The organism is Chelativorans sp. AA-79 (genome assembly GCF_029457495.1).
Classification (GTDB): Bacteria; Pseudomonadota; Alphaproteobacteria; order Rhizobiales; family Rhizobiaceae; genus Chelativorans.
On the sequence record NZ_CP120361.1, the window covers coordinates 3,615,364 to 3,629,720 of the forward strand.

The window sequence follows — 14,357 nt, forward strand, 5'->3', positions numbered from 1 at the left end:
GAGCGGTTTATGCCTGGTCCATGGTTAGCACGGAGATCTAGGAAAATCATCACACGATTGGGCTTGGTACCGGTTACGCACGGCCGCGGCGGGGGAAAGAGCGCCTACTGCTCCACCGCGGCGAGCAGGATCTGCGCCATCGCCCCGGGGTCTTCCACCGGCAGCATATGGCCGAGTTCGGGAAAGATGTGCGGCAGGAAATGCGGCGGGAGGTTCTCCACCTGCCGCACGGGAAGAACCCTGTCCTGCCCTCCCCATGCGACACGAACCGGCATGGGCAGGGAGGCGAGCCTTTCCCGCGCGATGACACCTTGGCGCCCGTCACGGGTGATGAGCGGATAAAGCCGCGCAAGCGCCTCCATCTGGCCCCGTACGGCGCGCATCGCCTGCGCATCCGCCAACAGTCCTTCAGGAAGCGGGCCGCGGCCCGTCATGGCGGACAGGCAGCGGACGAGCGCCTCCCGCGTGGCCGCTTCCGCATAGTCGCGCAGGAGAGGAGCGTCGATCTCCGGGCCGATGCCGCCGGGTGCGAAGAGGGAGATGGAAAGGACGCGTCCAGGCTCGGCAAGCGCCGCAAGGGCAGCAACGGCGCCGCCGAAGGAATGGCCGCCGACATGGAACCGCTCGACGCCGCGCGCCGTGAGATCGGCGAGCACGGCCTTGGCGACGGTACCGGCGCCGCCCGCCTCCGGGACCGGCAGCGAGCCGCCATGGCCCGGCAGATCATAGGCAAGGACGCGGATATTCCCGCCGAGACCGGCGCGCACGCCGTTCCACACCCGATGCGTGCCGCCGAAGCCGTGCAGGAGAACGAGGGCGGGGCCGCCCTCGCCCGTTGCGCTCACATGAAGTCCGCCGCTCACCGGATGATGCGGTTGGCGGCCGACACCACCGCTTCGAGCGAGGCGGTGGTGATGTTGGTGTTGATGCCGACACCGAACAGCCTTCCGCCCGGATGCTCGACCTCGACATAGCTCACCGCCGCCGCATCGGCGCCGCGCTGGAGCGAATGCTCCGAATAATCCAGCACGGTCATGTCGACGCCGACATGGCGCGAAAGCGCGTTGATGAAGCCGTCGATCGGCCCCGTGCCCACCCCCGTGATGGTTTTTTCCACCCCATTGTCGAGGATGGTGGCCTCGACAACGCGGCGCGATTTGCTTTCCGAGTCGGGAAAAGTCTGGTGGTCGAGGAATTTCAGGCGGGCGCCCGGCTGCTCGACATAGAGCTCGATGAACCGGTCGTGAATGCTCTTCGAGGGCAGTTCCCTGCCTTCGGCATCGGTGATGGCCTGGATGTCCTCACGGAACTCCACCTGCAGGTTGCGCGGCAGGTTGAGCCCGTAATCGGCCTGCAGCACATAGGCGATGCCGCCTTTGCCCGACTGCGAGTTGATGCGGATGATCGCCTCGTAGGTGCGGCCCACATCGGCGGGATCGATGGGCAGGTAAGGCACCTCCCACAGCTCCTTGTTGGCCTTGCGGTAGGCTTTCATGCCCTTGTTGATGGCATCCTGGTGGGAGCCGGAGAAGGCCGTGTAGACCAGTTCGCCCACATAAGGATGCCGCTCCGGGATGCGGAGCTGGTTGGAATATTCGTAGATATCTTTCATGCGGTCGATGTCGGAACAGTCGAGCTCGGGATCCACGCCCTGCGTGTACATGTTGAGCGCGAGCGTGACGATGTCGACATTGCCCGTGCGTTCGCCATTGCCGAACAGCGTGCCTTCCACCCGGTCCGCCCCCGCCATCAGGCCGAGCTCGGTGGCGGCGATCGCCGTGCCCCGGTCGTTGTGGGGATGGAGCGAGACGATCAGGCTGTCGCGCCGGTCGAGCTGCCGGCACATCCATTCGATCTGGTCGGCATAGATGTTCGGCGTCGACATCTCCACCGTGGACGGCAAGTTGATGATCAGCTTATCCTCGGGCGTCGGTTTTACGATCTCGATGACAGCGTTGCAGATCTCCAGGGCCACATCGAGCTCGGTGCCGGTAAAGCTTTCCGGCGAATACTGGAAGCGGTAGCCCGGATGTCCCGATTCTTTGGCGGCCTTCGCCGCCATGTCCGTGATCATCTTCGCCGCGTCGGTCGCAATCGTCTTGATGCCGGCGACATCCTTCTCGAAGACGACGCGGCGCTGCAACTCGCTGGTGGAGTTGTAGAAATGGACGATCGGGTGCTTGGCGCCCGCCAGCGCCTCGAAGGTGCGCGCGATCAGCTCCGGCCGGCACTGCACCAGCACCTGGAGGGAGACGTCGTCGGATACATTGTGCTCTTCGATCGCCCAGCGCGTGAAGTCGAAGTCCGTCTGCGAGGCTGAAGGGAAGCCGATCTCGATCTCGTTGAAGCCCATCTCGAGGAGCAGCCCGAACATGCGCGCCTTGCGCTCGTGCCCCATCGGGTCGATGAGCGCCTGATTGCCGTCGCGCAGGTCGACGGAGCACCAGACCGGCGCTTTCTCGATGCGCTTGGAAGGCCAGGTGCGGTCCGAAAGGTCGATCTGCGGATAAGGCTGATATTTGCGTTGGGCGTTCGGCATGCCCTTGCGCGCGCTGCGGTGCGAAATCTCGTTCATGGCGTCCATTTGGGTCACTCCGGGCGGCACCCGTTGCTCCGATGCAAAGGGCCGCCTGTCAAGGCTTCAATCCAGATTCTCAAAACGGGAAGGAGCATGCATCAGCCGGCGATCGACCGCCGGGCGCCCCTTCAACGGACCCGGCGATCGCCGATAAGGCCGAGAAGAAGAAGGCTGGAGGATAGCGCACGCACAGGCCCGCCGAAGAAGGCGGCGGAGCTCGACGGCTTGCTGTGCGCGGCGCGTGACATGGCCGCCTTGATAGCCGAGGCAGGCTTGCGACGCAAGATACTCCTTTGCAGCTTGACAGGCATACACCCTTCTGTAATAAACCATATGGTTAATTAACTTATCGGAAAAATACAGACGCAAATGGACCAGCTCAGCGCCACCTTCGCCGCTCTTGCCGACCCCACCCGCCGGGCGATCATCGCGCGGCTCACTGCGGGCGAGGCCACGGTGAACGAGCTTGCCGCCCCCTTCGACATGAGCCTCCCCGCCGTCTCGAAGCATCTGAAGGTGCTGGAGCGTGCCGGCCTCATCTCGCGCGGCCGCAACGCGCAGTGGCGGCCCTGCAAGCTGGAGGCCGGACCGCTCAAGGAAGTTGCGGACTGGGCCGAGCGCTACCGCCAGTTCTGGGAAGGCAGCTTCGACAGACTCGACAACTATCTCAAGGAAATCCAGCAGAAGGAGACTTCCAATGATGCCTGATGCCGCGACTGCCCGGCAATCCGATGCCGAGCTCTATATCTCCCGCCTCTTCGATGCGCCGCGCGCTGTCGTCTTCGATGCATGGACCAGGCCGGAGCACCTGAACCGCTGGTGCTGCCCCACAGGCTTCACCCTTCCCTTCTCCAAGGGCGATATCCGCACCGGCGGCTGGTTCAAGACCTGCATGCGCTCGCCTGACGGGCAAGACCACTGGCTGAGCGGCACCTATCGCGAGGTCACGCCACCCGAGCGCATCATCTTCACCCACGCCTGGCACGACGAGACCGGCAAGCCCGGCCATGAAACAGTGGTGACGGTCACCTTGAAAGAAGAAGCGGGAAAGACACGCCTCACGCTGCACCAGGCCTTCTTCGCCTCTACGGCCGCGCGCGACGGGCACGAAGACGGCTGGAACGCGACGCTGGACAATCTGGCGGACTGCCTGCCTGCGATGGCCGGCTGAGCCCCGCCTACACACCGGCATTTTGCTCCTCGTTCAAGAACGAAAGGGACAGCGATGAACCAGAGAACCAGGGCTTCCAGCGGCGGGATCGCTCTCACACTGACACGGATCTTCGACGCTCCCCCGGCCCTCGTCTTCGAGGCCTGGACCACGCCGGAGCATCTCGCCCGCTGGTGGGGTCCAAAGGATTTCTCTGTTCCTTCGGTCGAAGCCGATTTCCGCGAGGGCGGCGCATGGCGCAGTTGCATCCGCTCGCCGGAGGGGCAGGACTATTGGGCGCATGGGATCTATCGCGAGATCGTGCCGCCGCACCACATCGTCTTCAACTTCATGTGGGAAGAAGAGGACGCGATGGACACACTCATCACCGTGACCTTCGAGGAGGCGGAAGCCGGCACGCGGCTCACCTTCCATCAGTCGCCCTTCCCGACCGTCGAGAGCCGTGACGGCCATGCGGAAGGCTGGTCGGAATGCATCGACCGCCTCGAGGTTTACATCGCCAGGCAAGGAGGAACGGAATGAAAAAGACCTATCACGGGAGCTGCCACTGCGGTGCAGTTCGCTTTTCTGCCAACCTTGATCTCGCGCCGGAGGGCGAGCGCTCAAAGCCGCCTCGGCCGGGCGTTTGGTGGACCTCCAGTTTCCGCTGCAACTGTTCCTCCTGCCTCAAGACGCGTTTCTGGAAAGCCTTCGCGCCGCCGGAGGACTTCGAGCTGCTTTCAGGCGAGGACGCGCTGACGGAATATCGCTTCGGCGAGAAGATGATCCGCCACGTCTTCTGCCGGCATTGCGGCGTTCATCCCTTCGGCAGCGCCGATTTCGACATCATGGGCGGTGCGTTCTACGCGGTGAACATCGTCTGCCTCGATGACGCAACCGACAAAGAGCTGGCGCACGCGCCCATCATCTATGAGGATGGCCGGCACGATGCCTGGGATCGGCCGCCGGAGGTAACCTCGTATCTCTAGGCGGGCGCAGCCGCATTCCGCGCCACCACCTCCTCATAGGCCGCGTGCAACCTCTCGCGCACACCCGGCCCTGACCTGGGCTTCGCCGGGATGCCCAGATGTTCCTGGCGCAGCTCTTCCATGAAGTCTTCCCAGAGCGCCGGCCCGCCCTCCTCCAGAAGCTGCGCGCGGATGGAAAGCGCCTCCGTGACTGGCAGCCACTTCCGACCCCAGGCGCCGATCATCGCGAAGATGGGCAAGAGCTCGATGCCCTTCTCCGTCAGGCTGTAGATCGCCTTCTGCTTATGGCTCGGATCGTCCTCCTTGGAGATGACGCCTTCCGCAAGCAGGCGCTTCAGCCGGTCCGCCAGGATGTTGGAAGCGATCCCCTCTTCGTTCTGCGAGAGCAATTCGCGAAAATGACGGCGGTTCCCGAACATCATGTCCCGCACGATGATCAGGGACCATTTGTCCCCCAGCACTTCGAGCGTGAGATTGATGGGACAGCCCGAACGGTGGGCGGCGGATTCCTGCCTGTCGGAAGCCAATTTCGCATTCTCCAAAAAACCGGTTGCAAAACAGGATCGGTTTGACTAGTCTGCAACCAGTTGCAAAATGCAATCGAGCGTGAGGGAAGTCAAGAGAAAGAGTGCGAGGGAAGGTTTTCCGACGCACGACCCCCCTTGCGAAATGACGGATAGGAGGATGCCATGAAGGATCTGACGGACATCGCCCGCAGGAGTTATCAGGCTTACGTCGACAAGGACCGTGCAGCCATCGAGGCGGTGATCGCCGAGGACTTTCACTTCACAAGTCCGCTCGACAACCGCATCGACCGGCGGACCTATTTCGAGCGCTGCTGGCCGGGCAGCGAGACGATCTCCGATTTCCGCTTCGTCCGCCTCGTGGAGGACGGCAACAAGGTTTTCGTGACCTATGAAGGGACGGCGACTACAGGCCGGCGCTTCCGCAACACGGAAGTCCTGACCATGCGCGACGGCAAGATCGTCGAGGCGGAGGTCTATTTCGGCTGGAACGTTCCGCATGAAGCGCCCGCCGGCGGCTTCATCGACCAGCCCCGGAAGGGAGGGGACTCATGAGCTTCCGAACGATCCGCGCGGACGGTGTCGACTTTGCCACCGAGGCATTCGGCGATGCGTCCCACCCCCCGGTGGTTCTGATCATGGGCGGAATGGCATCCATGCTGTGGTGGCCTGAAGGATTCTGCCGGCGCCTGGCCGAGCACGGCCGCTTTGTCATTCGCTATGACCAGCGCGATAGCGGTCTCTCGACGAAATATCCGCCCGGCCAGCCGGGCTATGGCTACGGCGATGCGGTCGATGACGTGTTCCGCGTGCTCGACGGCTACGGGATTTCCGCCGCCCATATCATCGGCTTTTCCCTCGGTGGCATGGTGGGCCAAGGGGCTGCGCTGAAGAAGCCGGAACGCGTGCGTTCCCTGACGGCGATCAGCACTTCGCCTCTCGGGGTAGACACCTCCCATCTCCCTGCGAGCGGAGAGGCCTGGCTGGAACACATGAACCTGGAGGTGGACTGGTCGGACCGGGCAGACGCGGTCGCGTACCTGGTCGACGATGCGCGCCTGACTGCGGGCACGGCCCATCCTTTCGATGAAACCCGCACCAGAACCTTCATCGAACAGGACTTCGACCGCTCAGGCGGCTATCTCAGCGCCACCAATCACAGCATCCTCTTCGATGTCGGCGAGGCATGGCGGAATCGGCTGCACGAGATGAAGCCGCCCCTTCTCGTCATTCACGGCACGGCCGATCCGGTATTCCCGCCGGAATACGGCGCGGCCCTGGCCGCTGAAGTCGATGGAGCCAGACTGGTCAGGATCGAGGGAGGCGGACACGAGCTGCACCCCGAAGACTGGGACCGGATCATCTCGGCGATCACCGAACACACAAGCAATACCAACTGACCAGAGGAAAGAAGGAGACAAGCGATGAGACGATTGGTGGTTTGGAACTTGATGACGCTCGACGGCTATTTCGAGGGCAAGAGCCCGTGGGATCTCGCCTTTCACGAGGCTGTCTGGGGCGATGAACTGGCGGCTTTCTCGCTCGAGCAGGGCAAGGAGATCGGCACGCTGCTTTTCGGACGGCGCACCTATGAGGGCATGGCCGGCCACTGGAGCAAGGCGACCGGCCCGACTGCCGACATGATGAATTCGATCGAGAAGGCGGTGGCAACCCGCACGCTCGAAGAGGCGACGTGGAACAACACGCGGCTCTTGAAGGGTGAGGCTGCGGAGGCGGTCAGGGCGCTGAAGATGGAGGAAGGCAAGGACGTCTATGTAATGGGCAGCGCAGACCTGCTCGATACCCTCCTCAAGGCGGGGCTCGTTGACGAATACCGGATCTGCCTCGCGCCGGTGGTGCTGGGCGGGGGCAATCCGCTGTTCAAGCCGCAGGACCAACAGGTCAAGATGACCCTCATAGGCACGCGCCCGCTCAAGACCGGCGGGGTGGTGCTCACCTATACCGTGGGCGGGTGACCGATGTGTTTGGGCGTTCGCGCCGCACAGGGCTCGTTGTGAGGAGGTCGCCAGCCAGATCCGACCCGAACGAAAGTGCGAAGGAGCCGGCGCATGGTGACTCCCTAGAAACGCCAAAGACTTAGGTCGATTTCCGGACTCAAGCTGCAGGGCACGCGCAGCTCATTTCCCCCTTTCTTCCCAAATTTTTCCGAGGGGCGCTGTCGGACAGCGCCCTCTTCTTCGTCTTTGCGGCAAGACGGGCGGCGGGCGCCCGGACGAAGGAGGGAATCGATGGGCACGGACCTCGTTGCCACGCACCGGAGGGGGCACCCCTTCGCAGCACAGGCGCCATTCTTCTGGGCTTCGTAACCACCGTCGGCCTGTCGGTCGGGATGGACCAGATCCTCCATGCGGCCGGCGTCTTCCCCCCCTGGGGCGAAGGGATGAGCGACGGATTGTATCTGCTCGCCCTCGCCTATCGGGTGATCTTCGCCGTTCTCGGCTGCTATATCGCGGCGCGACTGGCCCCGGCTCGGCCGATGTTGCACGCCATGATCCTCGGCGCCATCGGTCTCGTGTTGAGCATCGTCGGCGCCGTCGCCATGTGGCATATGGGCTCGCAGTGGTATCCTGTCGCGCTGGTGCTGACTGCCCTGCCCAGCGCATGGCTGGGTGGCGTCTTTGCAGGGCAGAAACGATAGGAGAGGATAATGCGTTATATGATGCTGATGATCCCCAGCGGCTACGAGACTGCGGAGCCCGGCACTCTGCCGGAGGCCGAAGCCGTCGGGCCCATGATGCGCTACAACGAGGAACTGCAGAAGGCGGGCGTTCTCGTTGCGGCAGACGGCCTGCACCCGCCCTCCATGGGCGCGCGGGTTTCCTTCGCGAAGGGCTTTCCCGAGGTGACGGACGGCCCGTTCGCGGAGGTGAAAGAAGTGCTGGGCGGCTACTGGATCATCGATGTCGGCTCGCTCGAAGAAGCGATCGAATGGGCCAAGCGCTGCCCCGGCAGCCCGAACGAGACGATCGAGATCCGCAAGGTCATGGAGATGGAGGATTTCCCGGAGGACCTGCAAAAGGCGGTCACAGGTTTCGAGGAAATGCAGGCCAGGAAGGCGGAGTGAGCCCTGCTATCCATGCTTGGCCTTGTGCTCCGGCTCGACATGGATGACGACGCTCGTTCCCGGTATCTCCCTTTTCAGGGCATGCTCGATGCGGTCGCAGATGTCGTGTGAGCGCTCGACCGTCATCTCCGACGGCACCACCAGATGGAACTCGATGAAGCGGGCGCGGCCCGCTTCCCGCGTCTTCAGGTCGTGGAACTCCAGCGCGCCGTCGCTGTTCTCGCCGATGATCCGCTCGATCTCGGTGAGATCCCTGGGATCGACGGCAACGTCCATCAGCCCCTGTACGGAGGAACTCAGCATCTTCCAGCCGTGCCAGATGATGTTGACGGCCACGACCACCGCCATCAGCGGGTCGAGCCACAGCCATCCGGTGGCGAGCGCCAGAAGAAGGCCGGCGATGACGCCGGCGGAGGTGACCACGTCCGCCCACAGGTGTCGCCCGTCCGCGACGAGCGCCGGCGAGCGGGCCTTCTGCCCCTCGCGGATCAGCACCATCGCCCAGAGGCCGTTGCCCACGGCGGCAACGGCATTGACGGCAAGGCCCGGGCCCGGCGCCGCGATCGTGTGCAGCGTGAAGAAGGCATAGGCCGCCTCGCGCAGGATGAGGAGCGCGGCAAGAACGATCAGCACGCCTTCCAGAACGGCTGAGAAATATTCCGCCTTGTGATGTCCGAAAGGATGGTTCTCGTCCGCCGGGATGTAGGAGACGCGGATCGCATACCACGCCACCAGCGACGCCACGACATTGACGATGGACTCCATGGCGTCCGACAGCAGAGCCACGGACCCCGTCAGCCACCAGGCAAGGAATTTCAGCGCCAGGATGGCCGTGCCGACCAGGATGGTCCAGGTGGACAGCCGGCGGATTTTGGAAGTCTGCGGCATATCGGCTACGCGGCCGGCATTGCTTTGGAGTGAAAGGAAAGCGGCATGATCACGCCGCCTTCACCTTGGCTTTCCGCGGCAGATGCGCCACCACGTTCTCGATCATGCGCATGCCGGCATTGTGGCCGAGCGTCATGATGGATTCGGGGTGGAACTGCACCGCCGCCACCGGCTCGCTCTCGTGCTCGATCGCCATCACCACGCCGTCCTCCGTCTCCGCCGTGACCACGAAAGGCTTCGGCAGCCGCACCGGGTCGGCAAAAATCGAGTGATAGCGCCCCACCGTCACCTCCTGCGGCAGGCCGGAGAAGACGAGGCTGTTGTGACCGGTGCGGATGCGCGATGGCTTGCCGTGCATCGGCTCGTGCAGGTGGCGCAACTCCCCGCCATAGGCTTGCACGAGCGCCTGAAGGCCCAGGCACACGCCGAAGATCGGCAGGTCCCGCCCGCGCGCCTTTCTGATGGTCGCCGTGCAGTCGAAATCCTCCGGTGTGCCCGGCCCCGGCGAAAGCACCACGAGATCCGGCTTCACGCGCTCGAAGACGCTCTCGGCCACCGGCGTGCGCACGGTCGTCACCTCCGCACCCGTCTGCCGGAAATAATTGGCGAGCGTGTGAACGAAGGAATCCTCATGGTCGACCAGGAGGATCTTCACCCCCTCGCCCACGCGCGCTGTCTCTCTCGCTTCGTTTGCCATATTCGTCTTCCCAGCGTCGCGGATGGCCGAAAGCATCGCGGAAGCCTTGAGCTCCGTCTCGGCCTCCTCTTCCTCGCCATTGGAATCAAAGAGAAGCGTCGCCCCCGCGCGCACCTCGGCGATGCCGTCCTTGATGCGGATGGTGCGGAGCGTCAGGCCGGTGTTCATGTCGCCGTTGAAATGCACCATGCCGACCGCCCCCCCATACCAGTGTCGCGGGCTCTTCTCGTTCTCCTCGATGAAGCGCATGGCCCACAGTTTCGGCGCGCCTGTCACCGTCACGGCCCAGGCGTGGCTGAGGAAGGCATCATAAGCATCCATGCCCTCGCGCAGCCGGCCTTCGATGTGGTCCACCGTGTGGATCAGGCGCGAATACATCTCGATCTGCCGCCGGCCGATGACACGCACCGACCCCGGCTCGCACACGCGGCTCTTGTCGTTGCGGTCGACGTCGGAGCACATGGTGAGCTCCGACTCGTCCTTCTTGGAGTTCAACAGCTTCAGGATCTGTTCCGAATCGGAGATCGCGTCGTCGCCGCGCTTGATGGTGCCGGAGATCGGGCAGGTCTCGACGCGCCGGCCGGAGACACGCACGAACATCTCCGGCGAGGCGCCGATGAGGTACTCGCGCTCGCCGAGATTGATGAAGAAGGAATAGGGCGAGGGATTGATCTGCTTGAGCCTGCGGCAGATGGCCGAGGGCGGGTTCTGGCACTGCTCGAAGAACATCTGCCCCGGCACCACCTCGAAGAGGTCGCCGCGCCGGAAGCTCTCCTTGGCCTTCTCCACGAGCTTCGCATATTCGCCGGGCTCGTGGTCGCCGCGCGGCGGCACGTTCGCCGCCCTCCGGAACGGCTCCTCGCGTCCTTCGCGCGGCAGGCCTGCCGTGGAGAAATCCTCGCCCGCATAGTCGTAGCGGTCGTGCCACGCCTTCGCCGTGTAGTGATCGACCACGAGGACCTCGTCGGGAAGATACAGCACGAGGTCGCGCTGGCTCCCCGGCCGATCGAGGCGGAGCTTCACCGGGTCGAACTGGAAGGCGAGATCGTAGCCGAAGGCGCCGTAGAGGCCGAGATTGCTGTCGTTTTCGGTGTGGAAGAGATTGGTGATGGCGCGAAGCACGGAGAAGACGGAGGGAACGCGGGACCGCTCCTCCTCCGCGAAGATCTCCGTCGGCTCGGAGATGTCGACCGTGAGCAGCCGCGCCTCCGTGACGGCCATGGTCACCTCCGGCAGCGCCTCGACCACGCCGGCGATGGCCGGCAGCATCACTTCGCCGCGCTTGTTCAGCGCCTCGATCCGCATGGCGCGGCCGCGCGCCGAGATCACCAGCGGCGGATCGACGATGGCCGTGTCCCAGCGCGTATAGCGGCCCGGATACTCGTAGTTGGAGGAGAAGACTGCGCCGCGACGGCTGTCGAGCGCGTCGATATAGGCGTCGATCGCGCCGCCATAAGGCACTTCACTGCGCGAACGGGTGATCGCGACCCCACCCGCCGTGACGAAGCGCTCGCTGCCGTCTTCCAAGACTTCCAAGCTCATCTCCTGCTCCCGTTTCGCGGTGCCGCCGGGAAGCCCGAAAGTAGAAATGGCCGCCCGGTTTTCACCTGCGGCCATCGTCGAAGTTCAAACGCTCATGCTGGCGCCGGCCGCTCGTTAGCGGGCCCACCACCAAAGCTTTGCGTTCTGAACCGTGCTCATGGCCTTTCCATAGCGGCGAACCGATATTCGCGCAACCGCTTTCCTCATTCTTCCGAGCGGGCCGTGCGTCTCCTCCGCAGGAACTGCAGCGCTGCCACGACGAGCCAGGCGAGGCTCGCCCAGGCCGCCCCCAGAGCCCAGCCGGCGGCGACGTCGCTCGGCCAGTGGACCCCGAGATAGACGCGGCTGATTCCCACGATCAGGGAAACGAAGACCGCCACGCCGGCCACATAGAGCCGCACCCTCAGATCGTCGAAGAAGCGGATGACCAGGGCGGCAAGCGTCAGATAGGCGACCGTGGTCACCAATGCGTGCCCGCTCGGGAAGCTCGCGGTGTGCACGATGTCGAGCTGCGGCACGAGATCGGGCCTCGGGCGGTCGTAGAACTGCTTCGACAGGCTCGAAACCAGCGCGCCCGAGCCGACCGAAAGGAAGGCGTAGAGCGCCGGGCCGTAGCGCCGCGTGACGAGGAGCAGTCCCAAGACGGCGGCGAGCGTGAGGATGATCAGCGTATAGCCGCCGAGCGCGGTGACCTCCAGCGCCGCCTCCTCGAGCCAGGGCGGTCCGAGCGGATCATCGGGATCGGCCGGGTTGCGGAAGGCGAGGAAGAGCCACTCGTCCCAGGCCCTGACTTCGCCCTCGCCCATTTCGTCCGCGATCGAGAGGAAGGCGAAGAGCCCGAGGCCCATGATGCCGATCACCATTGCCGGCAGCACCGCTTCCGGCCACCGTTTCATGTCCTTGACGACGGTCGTCGCCGTCCCGATCATCTCGCCCGTGTCGAAGCGCATTTCATCTCCGTTGCCGCCGTTCGCTTGAAAATAGTTTCCCTGCACCAAATGTCCCTTAATATGTAATCCGCCATCAAACCGGCAGGGGGCGCGGCACCATGACTTGGTCGTTCAATATCGGAAAATTCGGCGGCACGGTGGTGCGCGTGCACGTCACGTTCCTGCTGCTCCTCGTCTGGATCTGGTTCATGCATTACCGCATCGGCGGGACGGCGGCGGCATGGGAAGGAGTAGCCTTCATCATCGCCGTCTTCGCCTGCGTCGTGCTGCATGAGTTCGGCCACGCGCTGGCTGCCCGCCGCTACGGCATCAGGACGCCCGACATCACGCTCCTGCCCATCGGCGGTCTGGCGCGGCTCGAACGCATGCCGGAGGAGCCCGGCCAGGAATTCGTGATCGCCGTGGCAGGCCCGCTGGTGAACGTCGTGATCGCCGCCGTCATCCTGATCGCGCTCGGCGGCACGGTCGGTGTGGAGCAGATGCTCCAGGTGGAGGACCCGCGTGTGAACTTCCTCGTGCGGCTCGCCGGCGTGAACATCTTCCTCGTGCTCTTCAACATGATCCCCGCCTTCCCGATGGATGGCGGACGCGTTCTGCGCGCCATTCTCGCCACGCGCATGACCTGGGCGCGGGCGACCCAGATCGCTGCCAGTATCGGCCAGGGCCTCGCTTTCCTCTTCGGCTTCCTTGGCCTCCTCTACAACCCGCTTTTGATCTTCATCGCCATCTTCGTCTACCTCGCGGCCGCCGCAGAGGCGCAGAATGCGCAGATCCGCGACATCGCCAACAGCGTGCTGACGGGCGACGTGATGGTGACGGAATTCGCCTCCCTCGACCGCTCCTCGACCATCGCAGAGGCGATCGACCGCCTGCTGGCGACCACGCAGAGCGAGTTCCCCGTGCTCGATGCCGATGGCCATCTCGCAGGCCTGCTGACGCGCAACGACATGATCGCGGCCTTGAAGGAGACCGGGCCCGATGCACCCGTGGTGAGCGTCATGCGCACCGACGTGCCGAGCGTCCACCGCCGCCAGAGCCTGACCGACGGCTTCAGGCTGATGCAGGAGAAGAGCGCGCCCGCCGTCGCCGTGGTGGACAGCGCCGGCAGGCTCGTGGGCCTGCTCACCCACGAGACGATCGGCGAGATGATGATGCTGCGCGCGGCCATGCCGGAGGGCTTCCGCTTCGACCGCCTGCGGCAGACCCCCTTCGTGCGCCGTCCTTGACAAGGCGAGGCCTCTGGCCCAACTTTAATCCATGAGCATGACCAACCTTCGCCGATCCTTCTTGTTCAGGGTGTGTCCGATCGCCGGACACTGACCCCGGGTTCGGGCAGTGCGCCCCCGGACCACGGGGCGTGCGAAGGCTGTCTTTGATCGGCGGCGAAGACAGCGATTTCCAAGGCGCATCCAGCAAGAACAAGAATCAGGGCCGGGCGTTCGTTCCCCGGCGCAACGGGTGAACCTATGCAGAAGAAGCGCAAGCCAAGCATCACGATTTCCAGGACGGACCATGACCGGCTTCTGGGGCTGGCCAACGCAATGGAGGACCGCGACCCGGCGCTGGCCGAGACCATGATCGGCGAGCTGGAGCGCGCGCGGGTCGTCGAGGATGCGGCCGTGCCGGAAACCGTGGTGCGGATGGGCTCCACGCTCACATACACCGCCGACGACAAGCCGCAGACAGTCACGCTCGTCTATCCCGGCGAGGCCGACATCACGCAGAACAAGATCTCCGTGACCACGCCCGTGGGCACGGCGCTGATCGGGCTTTCGGTCGGCCAGGCGATCGACTGGACCGCGCGCGACGGCCGCGTGCACCGCCTGACGGTCACACATATCGACAAGACCGAACACATGGACGGTCCATGAACCTCAGGCTCCTCTTCTTCGCAGGCACACTGCAAGCAGGCAGGTAGCCCCTGCGCCGCCCGCGGGCTGGTGCAGGGGATGAA

General features: G+C 64.3%; 17 protein-coding genes. 11 read left to right on the top strand and 6 right to left on the bottom strand.

The window, feature by feature from the left end; translation table 11 throughout:
* Positions 1–104 precede the first annotated feature (104 nt).
* Positions 105–845, bottom strand: a complete 741-nt coding sequence (locus tag PVE73_RS17780; protein WP_277363523.1) for an alpha/beta fold hydrolase — start codon at positions 843–845, stop codon at positions 105–107.
* A gap of 14 nt (positions 846–859) precedes the next feature.
* A complete protein-coding gene (gene leuA, locus PVE73_RS17785) occupies positions 860–2,539 on the bottom strand; it encodes a 2-isopropylmalate synthase (protein ID WP_277367498.1) in 1,680 nt (559 codons plus the stop codon).
* A 408-nt stretch (positions 2,540–2,947) separates the two neighbouring features.
* Here leuA and PVE73_RS17790 point away from each other — a divergent pair, with 408 nt between their 5' ends.
* From PVE73_RS17790 to PVE73_RS17805, 4 genes are read left to right on the top strand one after another with little or no spacing between them, the layout of a single operon-like run.
* Positions 2,948–3,286 carry a metalloregulator ArsR/SmtB family transcription factor gene (locus PVE73_RS17790; RefSeq protein ID WP_277363524.1) on the top strand — a complete coding sequence of 113 codons (339 nt, stop codon included), beginning with the start codon at positions 2,948–2,950 and terminating at the stop codon, positions 3,284–3,286.
* Positions 3,276–3,749 (top strand): SRPBCC domain-containing protein, encoded by a 474-nt coding sequence (locus PVE73_RS17795; RefSeq protein ID WP_277363525.1) that lies wholly within the window; start codon positions 3,276–3,278, stop codon positions 3,747–3,749. The genes PVE73_RS17790 and PVE73_RS17795 overlap by 11 nt, the downstream gene beginning before the upstream one ends.
* Before the next feature lie 54 nt (positions 3,750–3,803).
* A complete protein-coding gene (locus PVE73_RS17800; protein WP_277363526.1) occupies positions 3,804–4,271 on the top strand; it encodes an SRPBCC domain-containing protein in 468 nt (155 codons plus the stop codon).
* Positions 4,268–4,717, top strand: a complete 450-nt coding sequence (locus PVE73_RS17805; protein ID WP_277363527.1) for a GFA family protein — start codon at positions 4,268–4,270, stop codon at positions 4,715–4,717. Before PVE73_RS17800 ends, PVE73_RS17805 begins: the two co-directional genes overlap by 4 nt.
* Here the strand turns inward: PVE73_RS17805 and PVE73_RS17810 are convergent.
* The gene (locus tag PVE73_RS17810) at positions 4,714–5,244 is read right to left on the bottom strand and encodes a helix-turn-helix domain-containing protein (RefSeq protein ID WP_277363528.1); all 531 of its coding nucleotides are present in this window, start codon (positions 5,242–5,244) and stop codon (positions 4,714–4,716) included. The two genes, PVE73_RS17805 and PVE73_RS17810, sit on opposite strands and share 4 nt — an antisense overlap.
* Positions 5,245–5,406: 162 nt before the next feature.
* On the opposite strand from PVE73_RS17810, the gene PVE73_RS17815 reads away from it, so the two are divergent.
* The 5 genes from PVE73_RS17815 (at position 5,407) to PVE73_RS17835 (ending at position 8,326) form a co-directional block, all read left to right on the top strand.
* A complete protein-coding gene (locus PVE73_RS17815) occupies positions 5,407–5,796 on the top strand; it encodes a nuclear transport factor 2 family protein (protein WP_277363529.1) in 390 nt (129 codons plus the stop codon).
* Positions 5,793–6,641 carry an alpha/beta hydrolase gene (locus tag PVE73_RS17820; RefSeq protein ID WP_277363530.1) on the top strand — a complete coding sequence of 283 codons (849 nt, stop codon included), beginning with the start codon at positions 5,793–5,795 and terminating at the stop codon, positions 6,639–6,641. The genes PVE73_RS17815 and PVE73_RS17820 overlap by 4 nt, the downstream gene beginning before the upstream one ends.
* Before the next feature lie 24 nt (positions 6,642–6,665).
* Positions 6,666–7,217, top strand: coding sequence for a dihydrofolate reductase family protein (locus PVE73_RS17825; RefSeq protein WP_277363531.1), 552 nt, complete (start codon positions 6,666–6,668; stop codon positions 7,215–7,217).
* Positions 7,218–7,642: 425 nt separating this feature from the next.
* Positions 7,643–7,900 (top strand): hypothetical protein, encoded by a 258-nt coding sequence (locus tag PVE73_RS17830; RefSeq protein WP_277363532.1) that lies wholly within the window; start codon positions 7,643–7,645, stop codon positions 7,898–7,900.
* A 9-nt stretch (positions 7,901–7,909) separates the two neighbouring features.
* Complete coding sequence (locus PVE73_RS17835; protein WP_277363533.1) at positions 7,910–8,326, top strand: YciI family protein; 417 nt, start codon at positions 7,910–7,912, stop codon at positions 8,324–8,326.
* Between the two features lie 6 nt (positions 8,327–8,332).
* Here PVE73_RS17835 and PVE73_RS17840 read toward each other — a convergent pair whose 3' ends face one another.
* The 3 genes from PVE73_RS17840 to PVE73_RS17850 form a co-directional block, all read right to left on the bottom strand.
* Positions 8,333–9,214 carry a cation diffusion facilitator family transporter gene (locus PVE73_RS17840; RefSeq protein ID WP_277363534.1) on the bottom strand — a complete coding sequence of 294 codons (882 nt, stop codon included), beginning with the start codon at positions 9,212–9,214 and terminating at the stop codon, positions 8,333–8,335.
* Positions 9,215–9,263: 49 nt separating this feature from the next.
* Positions 9,264–11,453 carry an anthranilate synthase gene (locus tag PVE73_RS17845; RefSeq protein ID WP_277363535.1) on the bottom strand — a complete coding sequence of 730 codons (2,190 nt, stop codon included), beginning with the start codon at positions 11,451–11,453 and terminating at the stop codon, positions 9,264–9,266.
* A gap of 203 nt (positions 11,454–11,656) precedes the next feature.
* Positions 11,657–12,403: a phosphatase PAP2 family protein gene (locus PVE73_RS17850; protein WP_277363536.1), complete on the bottom strand. Its 747-nt coding sequence runs from the start codon at positions 12,401–12,403 to the stop codon at positions 11,657–11,659.
* Between the two features lie 98 nt (positions 12,404–12,501).
* Between PVE73_RS17850 and PVE73_RS17855 the strand changes: the two genes are divergently transcribed.
* Entirely contained in the window at positions 12,502–13,629 is a 1,128-nt protein-coding gene (locus tag PVE73_RS17855) for a site-2 protease family protein (protein ID WP_277363537.1), read from the top strand.
* Positions 13,630–13,869: 240 nt separating this feature from the next.
* A complete protein-coding gene (gene rnk / locus PVE73_RS17860; protein ID WP_277363538.1) occupies positions 13,870–14,274 on the top strand; it encodes a nucleoside diphosphate kinase regulator in 405 nt (134 codons plus the stop codon).
* Positions 14,275–14,357 lie beyond the last annotated feature (83 nt).

What these genes read in the sequence shown, in the direction of transcription:
- PVE73_RS17820 (WP_277363530.1), top strand. Translation starts at nt 5,793, where the DNA reads ATGAGCTTCCGAACGATCCGCGCGGACGGTGTCGACTTTGCCACCGAG.
- PVE73_RS17790 (WP_277363524.1), top strand. Translation starts at nt 2,948, where the DNA reads ATGGACCAGCTCAGCGCCACCTTCGCCGCTCTTGCCGACCCCACCCGC.
- leuA (WP_277367498.1), bottom strand. Translation starts at nt 2,539, where the DNA reads ATGCCGAACGCCCAACGCAAATATCAGCCTTATCCGCAGATCGACCTT.
- PVE73_RS17795 (WP_277363525.1), top strand. Translation starts at nt 3,276, where the DNA reads ATGATGCCTGATGCCGCGACTGCCCGGCAATCCGATGCCGAGCTCTAT.
- PVE73_RS17850 (WP_277363536.1), bottom strand. Translation starts at nt 12,403, where the DNA reads ATGCGCTTCGACACGGGCGAGATGATCGGGACGGCGACGACCGTCGTC.
- PVE73_RS17830 (WP_277363532.1), top strand. Translation starts at nt 7,643, where the DNA reads ATGAGCGACGGATTGTATCTGCTCGCCCTCGCCTATCGGGTGATCTTC.
- PVE73_RS17835 (WP_277363533.1), top strand. Translation starts at nt 7,910, where the DNA reads ATGCGTTATATGATGCTGATGATCCCCAGCGGCTACGAGACTGCGGAG.
- PVE73_RS17800 (WP_277363526.1), top strand. Translation starts at nt 3,804, where the DNA reads ATGAACCAGAGAACCAGGGCTTCCAGCGGCGGGATCGCTCTCACACTG.
- PVE73_RS17840 (WP_277363534.1), bottom strand. Translation starts at nt 9,214, where the DNA reads ATGCCGCAGACTTCCAAAATCCGCCGGCTGTCCACCTGGACCATCCTG.
- PVE73_RS17845 (WP_277363535.1), bottom strand. Translation starts at nt 11,453, where the DNA reads ATGAGCTTGGAAGTCTTGGAAGACGGCAGCGAGCGCTTCGTCACGGCG.
- rnk (WP_277363538.1), top strand. Translation starts at nt 13,870, where the DNA reads ATGCAGAAGAAGCGCAAGCCAAGCATCACGATTTCCAGGACGGACCAT.
- PVE73_RS17825 (WP_277363531.1), top strand. Translation starts at nt 6,666, where the DNA reads ATGAGACGATTGGTGGTTTGGAACTTGATGACGCTCGACGGCTATTTC.
- PVE73_RS17815 (WP_277363529.1), top strand. Translation starts at nt 5,407, where the DNA reads ATGAAGGATCTGACGGACATCGCCCGCAGGAGTTATCAGGCTTACGTC.
- PVE73_RS17805 (WP_277363527.1), top strand. Translation starts at nt 4,268, where the DNA reads ATGAAAAAGACCTATCACGGGAGCTGCCACTGCGGTGCAGTTCGCTTT.
- PVE73_RS17855 (WP_277363537.1), top strand. Translation starts at nt 12,502, where the DNA reads ATGACTTGGTCGTTCAATATCGGAAAATTCGGCGGCACGGTGGTGCGC.